This window comes from Sphingomonas sp. Sphisp66 (assembly GCF_047324325.1).
Lineage (GTDB): Bacteria > Pseudomonadota > Alphaproteobacteria > Sphingomonadales > Sphingomonadaceae > Sphingomonas.
In genome coordinates this window covers 3,870,334-3,888,974 of record NZ_CP168508.1, presented here as the reverse complement: position 1 = coordinate 3,888,974, position 18,641 = coordinate 3,870,334, and the positions used below count along the sequence as shown (strand labels likewise).

Genomic DNA, 18,641 nt, shown 5'->3' with positions numbered 1-18,641 from the left:
CGCCTCCGGGCGTCTAGCCGTTTGCCATCGCCTGCGCGGCGGCCCGGTCGGTGAAGCCTGGGTCGGCGAGCGCGGCCTGGGCGTTCTGCCTGGCCTCCGCCTTGCGGCCGAGCGCGGCATAGACCTGGGCCAGGTGCCAGCGCAGCCCGGGATGCCGGGGCGCCAGGATCACCGCCTTCTGGAGCAGCTCAAGCGCGCCGTCCTTGTCGCCGCCCTTGAACAGCGCCCAGCCATAGGCGTCGACCACCGCGGGGTTGGCGGGGGCGAGGCCATAGGCTGCCTCACCGAAATCGACCGCAGTGCCGGTCTCGCCCGCGCCGGCATAGGCGGCAGCGAGCTCGGCATCGAGCGCGGCGTCGCCGTCGCCGATCTGCGTGCGGATGTCTTCGAGCGTGTCGATCGCCGCGTCATAGTCGCCGGCGGCGAGCTGCCAGTGCGCCGAGAGGCGCTGCGCCGCGACACTCACCGGGTTCTGCGAGAGGAACAGTGCCAGCACGTTCGCCGCGTCCTCGCGCTTGCCGGCGCGGTCCAGCGCCTCGACCAGCCGAAGCAGGGTCGGCTCGTCGAAGCGCAGGTCGGCGGCGCGCTTATAGGCATTCGCAGCGTCGGCCGGGCGGTTGAGCAGCATCAGCATGTCGCCGAGCACCACCTGCGCGCCCGGGGCGCCCTGGTTCCTGGCGGCGATGTCCTGCGCCCGGGCGAGCGCCGCGCCCTTGTCGCCGCCGGCGATCAGGCTGCGGATCAGCGGCAAGGTCGCCTCGGGATCGTTCGGCCGCTGGGCGGCATCGGCGGCAAGCGTCGCGGTGCTGTCGTCGGCGCTGAATGCCGTGGACTCGCCGGTTGCCGGGAAGGCGGCCCGGTCGAGGAAGCGCGACGCGTTCTCCCGGTCGCCGATCCGCTCGAAGCCGCGCGCGACCAGGGTCAGCGCATAGCTGTCGGCATCGGCGCGGGCGACGACGGGGCGCAGCATGTCGATCGCGTTGCGGGCACGGTCGGTGCGCAGCAGCGCGACGGCGAGCAGTTTGCGTGCCGTGATGTTCATCGGCTGCATCGCGACCAGGCCGGTCAGCTTCTCGATTGCCTGCTCATAGTCGCCGCTCTCCAGGTCGAGCGTGCCGCCGAGCAGCATCGCGCCGGGAAGCGAGTCGATCGCGCCGCCGGTCTTCTCCAGGATCGCGCGCGACAAATCGAAATTGCCGGCGCGCGCGGCGATCACTGCCTGGAGATAGAGCGCCTGCGCGCTGCCGGGACGGACCGCGAGCGCGCGGCGGGTGGCGGCGAGCGCATCGACGGTGCGGCCGGCATCGCCCAGCGTCGCGGCATATTCGATCAGCGCGTTGTGGCGCGCCGGATCGCGCTTCAGCGCCTGCTCGAACCAGGGCAATGCGGCGACCAGGCCATATTGGCTGCGGACGATCTCGCCGCGCAGGACCAGCGCATCGACGCTGCCCGGGGCCAGCTTGACCGCGCGGTCCGATGCCTCGGCGGCGCCGAGCAGGTCGCCCGCGGCGAAGCGGAAACGGCCGAGATCCGTCCATACGCCGGCATCGTCCGGGGCGAGGCGCAGCGCTTCGTCGAGCGCGTTCTGCGCCCCGGCATAGTCGCCGGTCGCGGTCAGCGCCCGGGCGCGGATACGCAGGCCATAGGGACGCAGCTTCTCCGGTGCCTTGTCGGCCTCGGCCGGTGCCTTGTCGGTCTTGCCCTGGAGCACCCAGGCCTCGGCGCGCCATTGCGGCACGGCCCTGGCGTCATAGCCGGCATCGACTGCGCGCTGGATCTCGCCTTCGGCGCCGACGCCGTCCTGCAAGGCGAGCAGGGCACGGGCGAGGACGATATGCGCGTTCTCGTTGTCGGGATCGCCGCGCACCGCCTCTGCCGCCAAATCGCGCGCGGCGGTGGCGTTGTCGGCCTTGAGCAGCGTTTCGGCCTTGGCGGTCGCCTCGGCCGCGTCGGCGGTGCTCATCTTGCCGGTGGTCAGCGTGAACCAGCCGATCAGCACGGCGAGCAGCACCGCGAGCGCGCCGCCGATCACCAGCACGCCACGCACGCCGAAGCCCGAGGATCTGGCGCGGGCGCGCCTATGGCTGGAGGTCATAGGCCTTCATCAGATCATAGAGGGTGGGACGGCTGATGCCGAGCAGACGGGCGGTGCCGGAGATATTGCCTTCGGCGCGGGCGAGCGCATGCCGGATCGCCTTGCGATCGGCCAGCTCGCGCGCGGCCTTGAGGTTGACCGGCTCGATCTCCGCCTGGGCCTCGAGGTCGAGATCGGCGGCGGCGACGTGCTTGCCCTCGGCCATGATCGCCGCGCGCTTCACGCGGTTCTCGAGCTCGCGGACATTGCCGGGCCAGCCCCAGGCATCGATCGCGGCGAGCGCGTCGGGGGCGAAGCTCCTCGCAGTGGTGTTCATCTGCACGGCATATTTCTGGAGGAAGTGCCGGGCGAGCAGCCCTGCATCACCCGGTCGCTCGGCGAGGCTCGGGATGCGCACGACGATCTCGGCGAGGCGGTAATAGAGGTCTTCGCGGAAGCGATTGTCGGCGACCATCGCGTCGATGTCCTGGTGCGTCGCGCAGACGATGCGCGCGTCCACCGCGATCGCCTGGCGCCCGCCGACCCGCTCGATCACCCGTTCCTGCAGGAAGCGCAGCAGCTTGACCTGCAAGGGGAGAGGAACGTCGCCGATCTCGTCGAGGAACAGCGTGCCGCCCTGGGCCAGCTCGATCTTGCCCTCGGTGGTCTTCACCGCGCCGGTGAAGGCGCCCTTCTCATGGCCGAACAGCTCCGATTCGAGCAACGTCTCGGGGATCGCCGCGCAGTTGATCGCGACGAAGCGGCCCTTGCGCCCGCTCTTGTCGTGCAGCCCGCGGGCGAGCAGCTCCTTGCCGGTGCCGCTGGCGCCGAGCAGCATGACGGACACGTCAGCGCTGGCGACGCGTTCGATCGTGCGGGTGACCTTGAGCATCTCGGGCGCGCCGGTCAGCATGCCGCCGAGCACCGCGCCGGCCTCGACCCGCTCGGCGAGGCGGCGGTTCTCGGCCTCCAGCGCATGGACGTGGAAGGCACGCGCGACGATCAGGCCCAGCGCGTCGATGTCGATCGGCTTCTGGTAGAAGTCCCAGGCGCCCAGCGAGATCGCGCGGAGCATCGATTCATGCGCACCGTGCCCCGAGGCGACGATCACCTTGGTATCGGGGCGCAGCGACAGGATCGTCTCCAGCGTCGCGAAGCCCTCGGTGGTGCCGTCGGGATCGGGCGGCAGGCCGAGATCGAGCGTGACCACCGGCGGCTCCTCGGCGCGCAGCACGGTGATCGCTTCCTCGCGGGTGGAGGCAGTGAAGATCTCATAGCCGTCATAGGCCCAGCGCAGCTGGCGCTGGAGCCCGGCATCGTCCTCGACGATGAGCAGCTTGGGCAGGGCGCGGCTGTCGCTCATGCGGCGCGGCCCATTCCCAGGTCGGCGGGATGCGCGGCCTTGAGGATCACGCGGAAGCGCGTGCCCTTGCCCTCGCGCGAGGTGACTTCGATGCGGCCCTCCATGGCATGCGCGAGCTGGCGCGCCTCGAAGGCGCCGATGCCGAACCCGCCTTCCTTCGACGAGACGAAGGGCTTGAACAATTTGTCGCGGATGAAGGCCGGGGACATGCCACAGCCCTGGTCGATCACGTCGACCGCCACCCGCTCGCCATCGGCCGAGACCGACAGGGTCACCGGCTCGTGCGCCGGGCTCGCCTCGATCGCGTTCTGGACGAGATGGCCGAGCAGCTGCTCGAGGCTGACCGGATCGGCATGGGCGATGGCGTTGCGCACGCCGCTGAGGACGACCGGGTGCTGGCCCTTGCGCTGGTTCACGACGCGCTCGACCAGCGCGACCACCTCGATCGCATGCGGCGCCTCGGTGCGGCCGCGATGATGCTGGGAAAGGCGGGCGAGCAGCGCGTTCATCCGCTCGGCCGAGTTCTGCAGCGTCGCGACCATGTCGGCGCGGAACTCGGGCTTGTCGGCATGGCGCTCGGCATTGCGGGCGGTGAGGGTCAGCTGGCTCACGAGATTCTTGATGTCGTGGAGGATGAAGGCGAAGCGGCGGTTGAACTCGTCGAAGCGCTGCGCCTCGGCCAGCGCGTCCTGCGCGCGCGCCTCGGCGAGATAGGAGGCGACCTGGCGGCCGGCGACCTTGAGCAGGTCGAAATCCTCCCAGTCGAGCGCGCGGTCGAGCGGGGGGCGGGCGAGCAGGATCGCGCCGCCCAGCTCGGCATGATGGGGAAGCGGCACGATCACCCAGGCCTCGGGCAGGTCGAGCATCCATTGCGGCACGGCGGCCGCATCGACATGGTCCTCGTTGCGGCGGACCGCGTCGAGCTCGATGATCCGGCCGGTCAGCTGGAGATGCTCGCCCAGCGCCGTGTCGCTCGCGACGGGAAGCGTCGCATGGTCCCAGTTCCAGCGCGCGCCGATGCCGAGCCCGCCGGCATCGGGCACGAGCAGCACGCCGGCCGGACTTTCGGTGAGGTCGGCGATCGCCTTGACGATGCGTTCCTCGAGCGCGGCGCCGCCCTGCGGGGCGCCCAAGGTCTCGGTGAAGCGCATCCATTCGGTGCGATAGTCGTAGCGGTGGCGGAAGAGATGCTTGGCCAGCTTCACCTTCAGCCAGGCTCGCAGCCAGCTGTTGGCGACGAGGGTGAGGATCGCCGCGGTCGAGCCGAGCACGAAGGCAGTCTGCAGGATGCGGGCATTGGCGCCGCCCACCGTGGCGATGGCGGAGGTGGCGAGCGCCAGCAGCGCGAAATAGGCGCCGACCGCGACCAGCGAGAGCGACTGGTAGGTGACCGCGCGCGAGACTTCGATCTTCCATTCGCCCTTGCGCTGGAGCGCGGCGCCGATCGCTAGCGCGATGGCCAGATAGGCGGCCCCACGCAGCACCACCGGTTCGATCCGCCACTCGGCGGCGAGATAGGCGAAGGTGTAGAGCGCGAACTCGGCGCACCACATGCCGGCAAGCGCCAGCGCGAGCGGGCGCAGCGGCCCGCCCGTGGCCGGGCTCAGCGCCGACCACAGCGCCTGGACGAGCACCAGCGCGGCCACCGCGACCAGCATGCGCAGCAGCACCGCCGCATTGGCGGACTGGGCGGCGGCTTCGGGGACCGGCTGGGCATAGGCGACCAAAGTGAGCGCCAGCGCGGCGATCTGGACCAGCGCGACCACGCCATAGACCGTGCCGAGTGCGATCGGCGGGCGCGTCTGCGCGTCGCGGCGGTGGAGGACCAGCATGAAGCCGAGCCAGGCGAGGTTGCGCAGCGTCTCGGCGAACCAGCTCGCAATGTCGGCGGAGCCGATACCGGCAATGGCGAGCGCCCACAGCGCCGTGGCCGCCAGCGCGAAGGCGAGCGGGCGGCGCGGCAGCCCGGCAATGTCGCTGCGCCACGCCCAGAGCGCGAGCGCCCCGAACAGCAGCGCCGCGAGCGCATGCAGCCAGAGCAGCAGCGCGCCCATTCAGCGCGCGCCTTCGGGGAACAGCACGACGCGGATGGTCTGGAGCAGGATCAGCACGTCGAGGAAGGGCGAATAATTCTTCGCGTAGTAAAGGTCGTATTCGAGCTTCTGGCGCGAATCCTCGATCGAGGCGCCATAGGGATAGTTGATCTGCGCCCAGCCGGTGATGCCCGGCTTCACCATGTGGCGCTCGGCATAATAAGGCAGCTTGGTCTCGAGATCCTCGACGAACTGCGGGCGCTCGGGCCGGGGGCCGACAAAGCTCATCTCGCCCTTGAGCACGCTCCAGCATTGCGGCAGCTCGTCGATCCGGGTCTTGCGGATGATGCGGCCGATCCGGGTGATGCGCGGATCGTCCTTCTCGGCCCATACCGCCTGGCCATCCACCTCGGCATCCTGGCGCATCGAGCGCAACTTGATCACGTCGAAGCCGGTGCCGTAGAGGCCGACGCGGCGCTGGCGGTAGAAGGCCGGACCCTTGCTCTCCAGCTTCACGGCGAACGCGGTGAGCAGGATGATCGGCAGCATCAGCGTGAGCAGCACGGCGCTGGCGGTGATGTCGAACAGCCGCTTGAACATGCTCGACAGCATGCGGCCCGAGGAGAAGCCGTCGGAGAAGATCAGCCAGCTCGGATTGACGCTGTCCAGGTCGACCCTGCCGGTCTCGCGCTCGAGGAAGGTCGAGATCTCGTTGACGTGCACGCCGGTCGTCTTGATCCGCAGCAGGTCCTTGAGCGGCAGCGCGTTGCGGCGCTCTTCCAGCGCGAGCACCACTTCGCTGGCGTTGAGCACCACGACATGGTCGGCGAGGTTGTAGATCGCGTCGCGGGCGATCGCCTCCGGGATGACGCGGTTGGCCTCGCTCATCGCGACATAGCCGACCACGACGAAGCCGGCGCCGGGTGTCTTGGACAGGTCCTTGAGCCGCTGCGCGCGGGCGCCGGCGCCGAGCACGACGATGCGGCGCTTGAACGCCTGGCTGCCCAGCGCCTTGCCGAGCAGGATGCGCAGCGCGACCAGCGAGAGGATCGAGCAGCCCATCGCGTAGAGCAGGTTCGAGCGCCAGAAGCCGATCTCGGGGATCAGGAAATAGAGCACGCTTAGCCCGATCACGCCGAGCGAGATCGAGACGATCAGCCGCGCCATCGCATAGCGCAGCGACTGGAGCGCATCGGCGCCATAGACGCCGACCGAGATCATCGCGACTTCGAGGAACAGCGCATAGCTGACCAGCTGCGGCCAGCGCGTCTGCACCGGCGGCAGCGTGATGCCGATCTGGTGCGCGCGGAGCATCCAGCCGAGCTCGCCCGACACTGCCAGCAGCAGGATGTCGAGAAAGCCGAGCAGCAGCACGGCGTTGGGCACGTAATGCTTGAAGAGCCGGATCATGATCATCCGCTTTAAGGCGGAAGTGTAAACAAATCCGACATGACGGTGCGCGGCAGGCCGGATGGAAAAATCCCGAGACGATCCGAAACCGCGGTGCAATCCAAGTGTTTGACCGGCGGGGCAATTCGCCGCATTGCAATATCTTCAGGAGGTCCGAAGCACATGCCGGATTCGAATCCGATCGTCCCAGTCATCCTGTCGGGAGGATCAGGTACCCGACTCTGGCCCATGTCGCGGGCCGAGAAACCCAAGCAGCTGCTGTCGCTCACCGCCGAGGAGACGATGCTCCAGCTCACCGCGCGCCGCGCCGCGGGCGAGCGATTCGGCGCGCCGATCGTCGTCGCCAACGCGCATCATGCGGACATGGTCGAGGAGCAGCTCGCCGCCGCGGACAGCACCGCGCGGGCGCTGGTGCTCGAGCCGATGGGGCGCAACACCGCGCCGGCGATCGCGCTGGCCGCCATCGCCGCGGGCGGCGGGGCGGAGCCGCTGCTGGTGATGCCGTCGGACCATGTCATCGCCGATGTCGATGCCTTCCACGCCGCGATCCAGGCGGCGCTGCCGCTGGTGCGTGACGGCTGGCTGGTCACCTTCGGCATCACCCCCGATTCGCCCGAGACCGGCTATGGCTGGATCAAGGTTGGCGACGCGATCAGCGAGGGCGTGCACCGGGTCGAACGCTTCGTCGAGAAGCCGCCGCGCGACAAGGCCGAGGCGATGCTCGCCCAGGGCGGGCACACCTGGAACGGCGGCATCTTCCTGTTCCGCGCGGACATCTATCTGGGTGCGCTGGCCAGCTATGCGCCCGAGATGCTCGCCGCCGCCCAGGAATCGATGGAGAAGGGCCGGCGCGACGGCGCGCGGATCTGGCCCGATGCCGACAGCTTCGCCGCCAGCCCCTCGGACTCGATCGACTATGCGGTGATGGAAAAGGCGCCACGCGTGGCGGTGGTGCCGGTGACGATGGGCTGGAGCGATGTCGGCAGCTGGGACGCGCTGCACGCGATCAGCCATGCCGATGCCGGCGGCAATGTCGTGCGCGGCGATGCAGTGGTGATCGAGAGCAGCAACTGCCTGGTCCGCGCCGAATCCGGCAAGCGCGTGGCGCTGGTCGGCGTCGAGGATCTGATCGTGGTCGCCTCGGGCGACGATATCCTCGTCCTGCCGCGCGGCCGCAGTCAGGAAGTGAAGAAGATCATCGAGGCGATGCAGAAGGACGGCTGAGCCGGCTAGGCGGCCGCGCGCCTTGCCTCCAGCGCGGCGAAGACCGGGGCGAGATAGTGTTCGGCAGTGTCGCGCAACCTGGCGTCGGCCTCGCGCTGCTTGCTCCCGGTATCGGCCTGGAAGCGCGTGCCGGGTGCCTTGGAATGGCTCCCCGCCATTGCTGCCATTGCGGTCTGTGCCGCTGCATCGGGCACGATGCCGAAATGGGGGAGGATGCGGCTGAAGAACGCCTCCGGCAGCTCGGCATAATTGACCAGCAGCCCGTCTCCCCGGCCATGCTCGATCACCGCGCTGCAGGTCCGTTCGAGCACCCTGGCGATGAAATCGCGTTCGGGGAGCTGCGCCTCCTCGGGGCCGAAGCCGAACCATTCGAGCGGGACGATGCCGGGCACCGTCTGCACCCCGCGCAGGCGCAGCTGCGAGACCAGCACCTCCACCGGATCGCGGTAGAGGAAGATCCAGGGCGTCTCGGGAAAGGCGCGGCGAAGCAGCGGCAGCGCGCGCGTGTGCCAGCTGTCGAGCTTGACGAACAGGTGTTCGGCACCGCGGCCATAGGCATGGACCAGCCCGCGCAGCGCCTCGGCATGCGTCTCCGGATCGGCGAAGCGCTGCTGGATCAGTGCGTCGAGCGGCGGCGCTTCAGAGATCGAGACATGGCCCGGCGCGGCGCCGAGCATCTGCGAGACCAGCGTCGATCCGCAGCGCGACATGTGGAAGACGAAGCCGCTGGGTGCGCGCAGGTCCGTGTGCCCGAGAAAGCTGGCGATCGGCGTCGCGGTGCGGAACAGGCGGTTGAACGGCCGGCCCGATATCTCGCGCACCGCATCCTCGAAGAAGGGGCTGTTCGGCGAGACCCCGGCGAAATGGAGCCAGTGGATCGCGGGCTCCGGCTCTGCCGAAAAGCGCACCGGCAGCCAGCCCCGGGGTGGCCAGTCGGCCCGGACCAGTGGTGCCGGGGCGAAACGGTGGAGTCCGATCGGATCGACCCGGCTGCCCTCTGCCAGGTCGCTCGCGGCAAGCGAGATGCCGCGCGCCGCTGCCCAGGCGTGCGCGCGCGCCTCGAACACCGCCGGGTCATAAGGCTCGGCAAGATGCGCCTGTGCCTCGGCATCGGCCATCACGGCGGCACGGAACTGGTCGAGCGGAGACGGCGGCGTTGCAATCATCGGGGGCTGGGATAGGCTCGCACGGGAAGGACATGACAGGCTAATATGGCGACAGCACCCACACAATCCGTCTGGCCCGATCGGGTGCGGCTGCCGCTGGCCTTCGATCCGGCGCCGCTTGCGGCGGATATCGCGGCTCTGGAGCGGGGCGACTGGACCGAGCATTTCGTGAGGCAGAATTACGAAGGCGAGTGGAGCGCGCTGCCGCTGCGCGCACCCGCGACTGCCCGGCATCCGATCCAGATGATCTATCCCGCGCCCGGCGTCACCGAGTTCGTCGACACGCCGTGGCGGGAGCGCATGCCGGCGCTGTCGGTGGTGATCGACGCCTTTCAGTGCGAAGTGCGCACCGTGCGGCTGATGCGGCTCGCGGCGGGATCGGTGATCAAGGAGCACGAGGATCTCGATCTCGACGTCGCCCGGGGCTTTGCCCGGGTGCACGTGCCGATCGTCACCAGCCCGGAGGTCGACTTCCGGCTGAACGGCGTGCGCGTGACGATGGCGCCGGGCGAGGTCTGGTATCTGCGCCTCGCCGACCCGCACAGCGTCGCCAATCGCAGCGACATCGCCCGCATCCACCTGGTGATCGACCTGGTGGTGAACGACTGGCTGCTGCGCCAGCTCGCGGGATGAGCGGGCGCGTCCGGCGCAAGCAGCTCGCCGCCGCGATGGAGGCGGCGGCAAGCGCCGCGCCGCCCGAGGCCTGCGCGCTCTGCGCCCGGGCGCTCGGCACCCGGATCGAATGGCACCATGTCGTGCCGAAGAGCGAGGGCGGCCGCGACACCGTGCCGCTCCACCCGATCTGCCACCGCACGATCCACGCGAGCGCGAGCAATGCCGAGCTGGCCCGGCTCTACCCCACGCTCGAGGCGCTGCTCGAGCGCGAGGACATCCGCCGCTTCGTCGCATGGATCGCGGACAAGCCGCCCGATTTTCATGCGCCGACGCGGCGGAAGCCGGGTTAGCCCACCAACGCCTCGGCCTGGTCGAGCACGTTCTTGAAGTCGGCGATCAGCGCCTGGTACGGGGCCGGGCTCGCCATATCGAGGCCGGCACGCTTCAGGATCTCGGTCGGATAGTCGGATCCGCCCGCCTTCAGCACCGACAGGTAATTGTCGCGCTCCTTCGGCCCGCCCTTCAGGATCGACTGGGCGAAGAAGGTCGCCGCCGAGATGCAGGTGGCATACTGGTAGACGTAGAAGCTGTTGTAGAAATGGGGGATATAGGCCCATTCGTTGGCATATTCGGGCGCGAGGATCATGTTCGGCCCGTGATAGGTGCGCAGCAGCTCGCCATAGACCTTGGTGAACTTCTCGCCCGACAGGCCCTCGCCCGCTTCCGCCATGTCGTGCGCCTTGAGCTCGAACTCGGCGAACATGGTCTGGCGGTAGAAGGTGCCGCGATAATTCTCCATCTGCTGGCCGAGGTAGAAGAGCTTCTCCTCCTTCGTCTTCGCATTCTTCATCAGATGCGCGAACAGCAGCTGCTCGTTCAGCGTCGAGGCGATCTCGGCCAGGAAGATCGGGTAATCGGCCTTGTCATAGACTTGGGTCGAGTTTGCGAGCAGCGAGTGGAGCGCATGGCCCCATTCATGCGCATAGGTGCTCATCCCGTCATATTTGTCGCTCAGGTTGAGCAGCAGGTACGGGTGCACGTCGAACGCACCGGGGTTCATGTACGCGCCGGGGCGCTTGCCCTCGCGGGGCCAGGGATCCATCCACTTCGCCGCCGTCGCCTTGGCGATGCGCGCCTGGTAATCGGCGCCGAGCGGCTTCACCGCTTCCAGCGTGTTGCTGCGCATCTGGTCGAGCGTGTAGCTGCGGTCCATCGAGACCAGCGGCGGATAGATGTCGTAATAGCCGATGTCCGGCAGCTTGAGCATCTTGCGGCGCAGCTCGAAATAGCGGTGGAGCTGGGGCAGCCCCTTGTTCGCCTCGGCCACCAGCGTGCGGTACACTGCTTCGGGCACGTTGTTTCCGGAGAGCGCACGAGCCAGCGAGGTCGGGTATTTCCGCGCCTTGGCGTAGAAGATGTCGCCGCGCACCTTGGCGGCATAGGTCGTGCCGAACGAGCTCTGGAACTTGCCATGCGCGGTCCAGAAGGCGTTGAACACCGCCTTGCGGTCCTCGCGGTTCGGCGCGTCGCGGTTGAGCGAATAGCCTTGCGAATCGAGGCGGACCGCCTTGCCGGTCGACAGCGTGATCGTCGGCCAGGGAATGTCGGACGAGCGCAACTGGCCCGAGATCTCGCCGGGCGCCGAAAGCGGCGAGCCGGCGCTGGCGAGGATCGATTCGCCCTCGGGTGAAAGCGTGTGCTCGGCCTGGCGCAGCGTGTCGGCCAAGGCGAAGTCGAAGCGGGTGCGCAGCGTCTGGCTGGCCGCCAGGAACGCCTCGATCTTGGCCTTGCCCAAAGTCAGCAGTTCGGGCGAGGTCCAGGACGTCGCCTCGCCAAACGCGGTGTAGAGGTCGCGGGCCTGGGCCAGCTTCTCCTGGTTCGCCGAGATGCGGACGTCCTCGTCGCCCTTCAGGCTGGCATAGGTGTAGATGCGGCCGATCGTGCGGCCGAGATCGGACTGAAGCGACAGCGCCTCGGCGAGCACGTCGGCGCTTTCGCCGAGCCGTCCCTTGTACTTGGTCACGCCGGGGATCGCGGCGAGCATCTGCTTGCGGGCGGCCTCCCAGGCGGCTTCGTTCGGATAGAGCTCCGTCAGGTCCCATTGCGCGCCGGCGGGCGCGGCGGCCTGGCGGGCCCAGGCGGGCAGGGCGGCGGCAGCGCCGGCGAACGCAGCGGCGGCGGCCAGCGCCTCGCGGCGAGAAAGTTCGGTCATGTTCCAGTTTCCCCGAAGCGCACCTGTAGGCCGGCGCTGTTGTGAGGAGGCCAGTCTGTCGCGCTTTCCATGGGAAGGGAAGTGGTTTGTCGGCTTAGCACGCCAACACGCTGCTTCAGCGTTTCCCGGCTTCCATCGCCTCCTGCATCCGCCAGGGTTCCGTCACGGCGGAGCGGGTGCAGGGGCCTGGGCGGATCGCCAGGCACAGGCTGCCGTCGGCGTCGCCGCGGCAGGCGATGGTGCGATAGGCGGGCGGTGCATGTCCGGGGGCAGCGATGATTGCATCATAGGCGCTTGCGCCGGCGCTCAGGCGGGCGAGCGTGTCGGCGGCGTCGCGGCCGTGGACATAGTAGAGCGGGGCGCTGCCGCGATAGGTGTGGCCGCCGCTCTTCCAGTAGCTCCGGTCCGCCAGCGCCAGCCCGCAGGCCCCGTGCAGCCGGGCCTCCCGGGCAAGGCGGAAGCCGGGTTCGAAGCGTCGCCAGCCTGGGTTCGACGGTTCCGCTATCGCCAGCGTCGCCGAGGTCGCGGCCCAGATCGCGACAATGCCGGCGAGCAGCCGGTCGCGGTGCCTGCGCCCGGCCACGAGGTCGGCAGACCCGATCGCGGCGAGGAGGATCGCAATCTCGGTGGTCAGCAGGATGAAGCGATATTCCTTGTGGCCGATCAGCAGATGAACCGCGAGATTGACCAGCGCCGCGGCGGCGAGCGCCGGAAAGCGCCGCGCGCCTTTCGCCGCCAGCCAGAGGATCGGGACCAGCGCCACCGACCAGGCGAGCCAGAGCATCTGGCCATAGGCTTCGATCCCGTAGCGGCCGAACTCCGATGCCTTGTCGGCCAGGATGTTCTGCGCGAAGTTCCGGTAGATCCAGAGGAACGGGACCTGGCCCATCGCCGCGTCGATCGCGCCGCTCACGACTGCCATCGCCGTGCCGCCGAGCGCCAGCCAGCCCCAGTCCCGCCACCGCATCCCCAGGCCGACCAGCGCGAAGACGGCGAGGGCGGGGAGATAGTGGAAGCGGACCAGCGCGGCGAGGGCGAGCAGCGCGCCGGCGCCGACCAGCCGGGCGGGGCGGGCGTCGGGCCGGAGCAGGGCGGCGGCGCAGAAGAAGGCGGATACCGCCAGGGTTTCGGTCAGCACATGGACCGAGAAATAGACGCTCTCGTACCACAGGCCGATCACCGCCATCGCGGCCAGCCCGTGCCGGGGCGAGATGCGGCGGCCGATCGCATAGGCGGCGGGGACCATGGTGAAGGCGAGCAGCGCCGCGGTCAGCCGGGGCAGCACGACATAGGCGAGCGAGCCGGGCGCCAGCGCCTCGCCGAGCCACATCGGCCCGGCGAGCAGCAGCGGCACCAGCCAGCTGCGCATGCCTTCCCGATATTCCCAGGGCACCAGGCCGGTGCCGAAGGCGAGGCGGTGGGCCTGCTCGATATACTGGATCGCCTCATCGGGATGGTGGACCGCGAAGGGCGAGAAGGCGAACGCGCGGAGCAGCACCGCGGTGAGCAGCACCAGCAGGACCAGGATGTGATGCGTGCCGAACCGGGCCATGGCCGGTTCCTGGCACGGCGGCGGCTAAGGCAGGGTTAAATGGCCGGAAAGCAAAAGGGCCGGGGATCGCTCCCCGGCCCTTCGCTTGTGCTTGCGCGGACTCTTAGAAGTCCATGCCGCCCATGCCGCCGCCCGGCATCGCCGGCATGGCGGGCTTGTCTTCCGGCAGCTCGCTCACCGCCGCTTCGGTGGTGATGAGCAGGCCGGCGACCGAGGCCGCATTCTGGAGCGCGGTGCGGACGACCTTGGTCGGGTCGATCACGCCGGCGGTCACCAGGTTCTCATAGGTGTCGGTCGAGGCGTTGAAGCCGATCGTGGCATCGTTGCCGTCGAGCAGCTTGCCGGCGACCACGGCACCGTCATGGCCGGCGTTCTGGGCGATCTGGCGAACCAGGGCCGAGAGCGAACGGCGGACGATGTCCACACCGCGGGTCTGGTCCTCATTGGCGCCGGTGACGCCGTCGAGAGCCTTCGACGCATAGAGCAGCGCCGTGCCGCCGCCGGGGACGATGCCCTCTTCGACAGCCGCGCGGGTAGCATGGAGAGCGTCATCGACGCGGTCCTTGCGCTCCTTCACCTCGACCTCGGTCGCACCGCCGACCTTGATCACGGCCACGCCGCCGGCGAGCTTGGCGAGACGCTCCTGGAGCTTCTCGCGGTCGTAATCGCTGGTGGTGACTTCGATCTGCTGGCGGATCGCCTCGGTGCGGCCCTTGATCGCATCGGCTTCACCGGCGCCATCGACGATGGTGGTGTTGTCCTTGTCGATCGTGACGCGCTTGGCGGTGCCGAGCATGCCCAGGGTGACGCTCTCGAGCTTGATGCCCAGATCTTCCGAGACGACTTCGCCCTTGGTGAGGATCGCGATGTCCTCGAGCATCGCCTTGCGGCGATCGCCGAAGCCCGGTGCCTTGACGGCCGCGACCTTCAGGCCGCCGCGCAGCTTGTTGACGACCAGGGTGGCCAGAGCCTCGCCCTCGATGTCCTCGGCGATGATCAGCAGCGGACGACCCGACTGCACGACCGCCTCGAGGATCGGAAGCATCGACTGGAGGTTCGACAGCTTCTTCTCGTGGATCAGGATGTACGGATCGGCGAGCTCGACCGTCATCTTCTCCGGGTTGGTGATGAAGTAGGGCGAGAGATAGCCGCGGTCGAACTGCATGCCCTCGACGACGTCGAGCTCGAACTCGAGACCCTTCGCCTCTTCGACGGTGATCACGCCTTCCTTGCCGACCTTCTCCATCGCCTCGGCGATCTTCTCGCCGACTTCACGATCGCCATTGGCCGAGATGATGCCGACCTGCGCGACTTCCGACGAGCCCGAGACGGGCTTCGAGCGGCCCTTCACGTCCTCGACGACCTTGTGCACCGCGAGGTCGATGCCGCGCTTCAGGTCCATCGGGTTCATGCCGGCCGCGACCGACTTCATGCCCTCGCGGACGATCGCCTGGGCGAGCACGGTGGCGGTGGTGGTGCCGTCACCGGCGATGTCGTTGGTCTTCGAGGCCACTTCGCGCACCATCTGGGCGCCCATGTTCTCGAACTTGTCCTTGAGCTCGATTTCCTTGGCGACGCTGACGCCGTCCTTGGTGATGCGCGGGGCACCGAAGCTCTTCTCGATCACGACGTTGCGGCCCTTCGGGCCCAGCGTGACCTTCACTGCGTCGGCGAGGGTGTCGACGCCGCGCAGGATGCGCTCACGGGCGTCACGGCCGAATTTTACGTCCTTGGCTGCCATTTGGCTGACCTTTCCGTTTCAAAGTACACAAAGTACACGCCAGAAGCAGTTTCTGGCGCGCATGAATTGTCTGAGTTAACCGATGATCCCGAGGATATCGGATTCCTTCATGATCAGCAGGTCTTCGCCGTTGACCTTGACCTCGGTGCCCGACCACTTGCCGAACAGGATGCGGTCGCCGGCCTTGACGTCGAGCGGGGTGACCTCGCCCTTTTCGTTCTTGGCGCCCGAACCGGCGGCGACGACTTCGCCTTCCTGCGGCTTTTCCTGGGCGGTGTCCGGGATGATGATGCCGCCGGCGGTCTTCGCCTCGGCTTCGACGCGGCGAACGAGCACGCGGTCGTGCAACGGACGGAAGTTCATTGCGGGTTCCTCACTTGGGTTGATCTCTGGTTTGGCACTCCACGGAGTCGAGTGCCAGCGGCGGCGATATGCGAAGCCGATCCGCCCGCGTCAACCGGTGCGCGGTGGCCCGGTGCAAATTTAGGGGGCACCGTCTTCCGGGCAAGGGTTGCCGGTTAAGTTTCGATCAACCACGAATCTGTGCAACCAATGGAAACAATATCCAAAGCAACAGATTGAAGCCCAACCAACAAGTAAAAGTAAGTATCAAACACAGGAGAGGTGGCATGATTACTAATCATGGCCGGCTGGCCGGGCTTGCACTTGCGTCGATTGGAATGATTTCTCTTGCGGCCTGCAACAGCTCCGGCAGCTACCGCGTCGCATCGGTCGGGACTAACGTGCCCGGCGATACGGCCGGCGACGGGTCGGGCGGTACTGGCGGAACCGGTGGCGGGACTGGCGGTGGCGGTGCGACCGGCGGCGGAACGGGAGCCGGTGGCGGCACCGGTTCCGGTACTGGAAGCGGAAGCGGAGCGATGGGCGGCAATCTGCTCGCGGCTTCCGGCAACGCCGTGATCGGCGTCGCCAATGCCCAGACCGGCCTTACCGCAGGGCTGGGCATCCCGGCGACCGGGGTGGTGACCGGCACGGTCAACCGCGTGCTCACCGCGACCGGCCAGACGCTGGTCGGGCTCGGCAACGGCAGCAGCCTGATCCTCGACGGCAAGGGCGGCGCGCTCGGCTCGCTGGTCTCGATCGATCTCGGCCAGGGCAAGGTGATCGGCGGGTCGAGCGGCGCCTCGCCGCTGATCGGCCTCAACGTGCTGGCCCGCAATCCCTCGACCGGCCAGCTCGCGACGGTGAGCGCGGCATCGGGCGGGAACCTGGTGAGCGTGACGGTGCCCAACGGGCAGGGCGGCAACCTGCTCAACGTCTTGGTGCCGGGCACGCTCGGCGGCGGCACGGGCGGCGCCACCGGCGGGCTGCTCGGCGGCGTGACGGGGGCGACCAACGCGAACGCAAACGTCAACGGTACGCTGGGCACGACGCTCGGCACGGTCAACACGACCGTGAACGGCGTGCTCAATCCCCAGGGCGCAAGCGCCGGCGCCAATGCCAGCACCAACCTGCTGACCGGTGCCACCAACACCGTGGGCGGCGTGGTCAACACGCTGCTGACGCCGACCAAGCCGCGCTGAGGCGCGGATTCGGGAAGCCGCGCGCAACCGCCCTTGCGCGCGGCTCGCCTATCACATCAGGGAGAGGGACCATGCTGATCGCGCTCGTCGCGCTCGCCTGGCAGGACGCGGGTGTCATCGTCGATCGCAACCGGATCGACCGTGCCACGGCGCCGCGCGAAGCGCCGCCAGCGCCGCGCAGCACGCCCAGGCGCGGCACCACCAATGTCGCGGCGACCGGCACCGACGCGCCGATCCGCGGCATCCGCTTCCAAGGTGCCCAGGCGCCCGGACCGGTGGCCGAGGCGGCGAAGCGCTTCATCGGCCGGCCGGGCAGCAAGGACACGCTGATCGAGCTCGCCGGCACCCTGTCCAAGGCCTATCAGCGCACCGATGTGGCGCTCTACACGGTGGCGATCCCCGAACAGGATACCAGCGCCGGCACGGTGGCCGTGCTGCTCACCGAAGGCCGGATCGCCAAAGCCAGCGTGAAGAGCGACAAGCGCGGCCACCGGCTGCTGCGCGCCCGCATGGCACCGATGCTCGACGAGACGCCGCTTAGCCGCGCGACCTTCGAGCGCCAGGTGACGCTGATGCGCGCGATCCCGGGCCTGACCTTCACCAGCGACTTTGCCGATCCGGCCGCGGATGGCGCCCTGGCGCTCACCGTTACGCCGAAGCAGAAGCGCACCCGCTTCACCGCCGGCTTCTCCAATCGTGGGATCACCCAGCTGGGCGACGGCCAGTTCGACGCGAAGGCGGAGTTGTTCGGCCTGGGGATCGACGGCGACCAGCTCACCTTTGCGGCCTCGGCGGCGAGCGACTTCAAGCGCTATCGCTATCTGAGCGGCAGCTATGCCGTGCCGATCACTGCGAGCGGGCTGACCCTCACCACCAGCGGCGGCTATCTGGAGACCCGGCCCCGCGGCTATCCGGTGCGCGGCAAGGCCAAGCTGGCCGGCACGTCGCTCAGCTATCCGCTGGTCCGCGACTTCCACCGCAGCCTCGACCTGTCGCTGGGCGTGGACGGGCTCAACAGCGACAATGCCGCGTTCGGCGCGCTGATCGCCACCGAGAGGACCCGGGCGCTGCGCGGCGGGGCGAGCTTCGCCAGCACGCGTGAGCGGCGCAGCATCGCGATCGGCCTGTCCGCCTCGCAAGGGCTCGCCATCCTCGGCGCGCGCACCGATCCGCTCCAGGCCAGGCGGCGCTTCCGCAAGCTCAACGGCTCGGCCTATCTCGCCCAGGCAATCGGCAAGAGCTTCGTCGCGCGGGTGCAGGCCGGCGGGCAGTGGAGCGGCGACCGGCTGCCGGCGGCCGAGCGGTTCGCGGTGGGCGGCGACAATTACGGCCGCGCCTTCGACGTCAGCTTCGCCAGCGGCGATCGCGGCGCCGGCGCGCTCGGCGAGCTGGCGGTGCGGCCGCTAAAAGGGGGCAGGTTCGGCACCAGCGAGATCTACACCTTCATCGACCGCGCCTGGATCGGGATCGAGGGGCGGGGCGGGATGACCGGCCGCGGTGACTATGCGCTGGCCTCGGCCGGGTTCGGCACGCGGCTGCGCTGGGTGGACAAGGCCGAGATCGGGCTGGAGGCCGCGCATGTGATCGACGATCCCTATCCCGGCTATGCCGAGGACTGGCGCTTCTCGCTCGCCTGGCGACTCTCGCTCTGAGACGGATTTGGCGGCAATTGCTGTCTTGCTGCGATAATACAGGCATTTACGCGCC

The 18,641-nt window shown here is 68.8% G+C and carries 14 protein-coding genes; 5 read left to right on the top strand and 9 right to left on the bottom strand.

Going from position 1 to position 18,641, the window contains the following annotated elements; translation table 11 throughout:
• Positions 1 to 13: 13 nt before the first annotated feature.
• From ACEN8G_RS17630 to ACEN8G_RS17615, 4 genes are read right to left on the bottom strand one after another with little or no spacing between them, the layout of a single operon-like run.
• Positions 14 to 2,095: a tetratricopeptide repeat protein gene (locus tag ACEN8G_RS17630; protein WP_413414926.1), complete on the bottom strand. Its 2,082-nt coding sequence runs from the start codon at positions 2,093 to 2,095 to the stop codon at positions 14 to 16.
• Complete coding sequence (prsR, locus tag ACEN8G_RS17625) at positions 2,079 to 3,437, bottom strand: PEP-CTERM-box response regulator transcription factor (RefSeq protein WP_413414927.1); 1,359 nt, start codon at positions 3,435 to 3,437, stop codon at positions 2,079 to 2,081. Before prsR ends, ACEN8G_RS17630 begins: the two co-directional genes overlap by 17 nt.
• Positions 3,434 to 5,491 (bottom strand): XrtA/PEP-CTERM system histidine kinase PrsK, encoded by a 2,058-nt coding sequence (gene prsK, locus ACEN8G_RS17620; protein WP_413414928.1) that lies wholly within the window; start codon positions 5,489 to 5,491, stop codon positions 3,434 to 3,436. The genes prsR and prsK overlap by 4 nt, the downstream gene beginning before the upstream one ends.
• A complete protein-coding gene (locus tag ACEN8G_RS17615; protein ID WP_413414929.1) occupies positions 5,492 to 6,880 on the bottom strand; it encodes a TIGR03013 family XrtA/PEP-CTERM system glycosyltransferase in 1,389 nt (462 codons plus the stop codon).
• 162 nt (positions 6,881 to 7,042) lie between these two features.
• On the opposite strand from ACEN8G_RS17615, the gene ACEN8G_RS17610 reads away from it, so the two are divergent.
• Positions 7,043 to 8,104 carry a mannose-1-phosphate guanylyltransferase/mannose-6-phosphate isomerase gene (locus ACEN8G_RS17610; protein WP_413414930.1) on the top strand — a complete coding sequence of 354 codons (1,062 nt, stop codon included), beginning with the start codon at positions 7,043 to 7,045 and terminating at the stop codon, positions 8,102 to 8,104.
• 5 nt (positions 8,105 to 8,109) lie between these two features.
• On the opposite strand, the gene ACEN8G_RS17605 is transcribed toward ACEN8G_RS17610, so the two are convergent.
• Entirely contained in the window at positions 8,110 to 9,270 is a 1,161-nt protein-coding gene (locus ACEN8G_RS17605) for a sulfotransferase family protein (RefSeq protein ID WP_413414931.1), read from the bottom strand.
• Positions 9,271 to 9,315: 45 nt separating this feature from the next.
• Between ACEN8G_RS17605 and ACEN8G_RS17600 the strand changes: the two genes are divergently transcribed.
• Both ACEN8G_RS17600 and ACEN8G_RS17595 read left to right on the top strand, forming a co-directional pair.
• Positions 9,316 to 9,903, top strand: coding sequence for an aspartyl/asparaginyl beta-hydroxylase domain-containing protein (locus ACEN8G_RS17600; RefSeq protein WP_413740639.1), 588 nt, complete (start codon positions 9,316 to 9,318; stop codon positions 9,901 to 9,903).
• Positions 9,904 to 9,938: 35 nt separating this feature from the next.
• Positions 9,939 to 10,235, top strand: a complete 297-nt coding sequence (locus tag ACEN8G_RS17595; protein WP_413414947.1) for an HNH endonuclease — start codon at positions 9,939 to 9,941, stop codon at positions 10,233 to 10,235.
• On the opposite strand, the gene pepF is transcribed toward ACEN8G_RS17595, so the two are convergent.
• The 4 genes from pepF to groES all read right to left on the bottom strand — a co-directional run bounded on the left by pepF (position 10,232) and on the right by groES (position 15,753).
• Entirely contained in the window at positions 10,232 to 12,097 is a 1,866-nt protein-coding gene (pepF, locus tag ACEN8G_RS17590) for an oligoendopeptidase F (protein ID WP_413414933.1), read from the bottom strand. The two genes, ACEN8G_RS17595 and pepF, sit on opposite strands and share 4 nt — an antisense overlap.
• 115 nt (positions 12,098 to 12,212) lie before the next feature.
• The gene (locus tag ACEN8G_RS17585) at positions 12,213 to 13,649 is read right to left on the bottom strand and encodes a hypothetical protein (RefSeq protein ID WP_413414934.1); all 1,437 of its coding nucleotides are present in this window, start codon (positions 13,647 to 13,649) and stop codon (positions 12,213 to 12,215) included.
• Positions 13,650 to 13,752: 103 nt separating this feature from the next.
• Positions 13,753 to 15,390, bottom strand: a complete 1,638-nt coding sequence (gene groL / locus ACEN8G_RS17580; protein WP_413414935.1) for a chaperonin GroEL — start codon at positions 15,388 to 15,390, stop codon at positions 13,753 to 13,755.
• Between the two features lie 75 nt (positions 15,391 to 15,465).
• Positions 15,466 to 15,753, bottom strand: coding sequence for a co-chaperone GroES (gene groES, locus ACEN8G_RS17575; RefSeq protein WP_183999602.1), 288 nt, complete (start codon positions 15,751 to 15,753; stop codon positions 15,466 to 15,468).
• A 317-nt stretch (positions 15,754 to 16,070) separates the two neighbouring features.
• On the opposite strand from groES, the gene ACEN8G_RS17570 reads away from it, so the two are divergent.
• Both ACEN8G_RS17570 and ACEN8G_RS17565 read left to right on the top strand, forming a co-directional pair.
• On the top strand, positions 16,071 to 16,934 hold the full coding sequence (locus ACEN8G_RS17570) for a hypothetical protein (RefSeq protein WP_413414936.1): 864 nt from the start codon (positions 16,071 to 16,073) through the stop codon (positions 16,932 to 16,934).
• 71 nt (positions 16,935 to 17,005) lie between these two features.
• Positions 17,006 to 18,586, top strand: a complete 1,581-nt coding sequence (locus ACEN8G_RS17565; RefSeq protein WP_413414937.1) for a ShlB/FhaC/HecB family hemolysin secretion/activation protein — start codon at positions 17,006 to 17,008, stop codon at positions 18,584 to 18,586.
• Positions 18,587 to 18,641 lie beyond the last annotated feature (55 nt).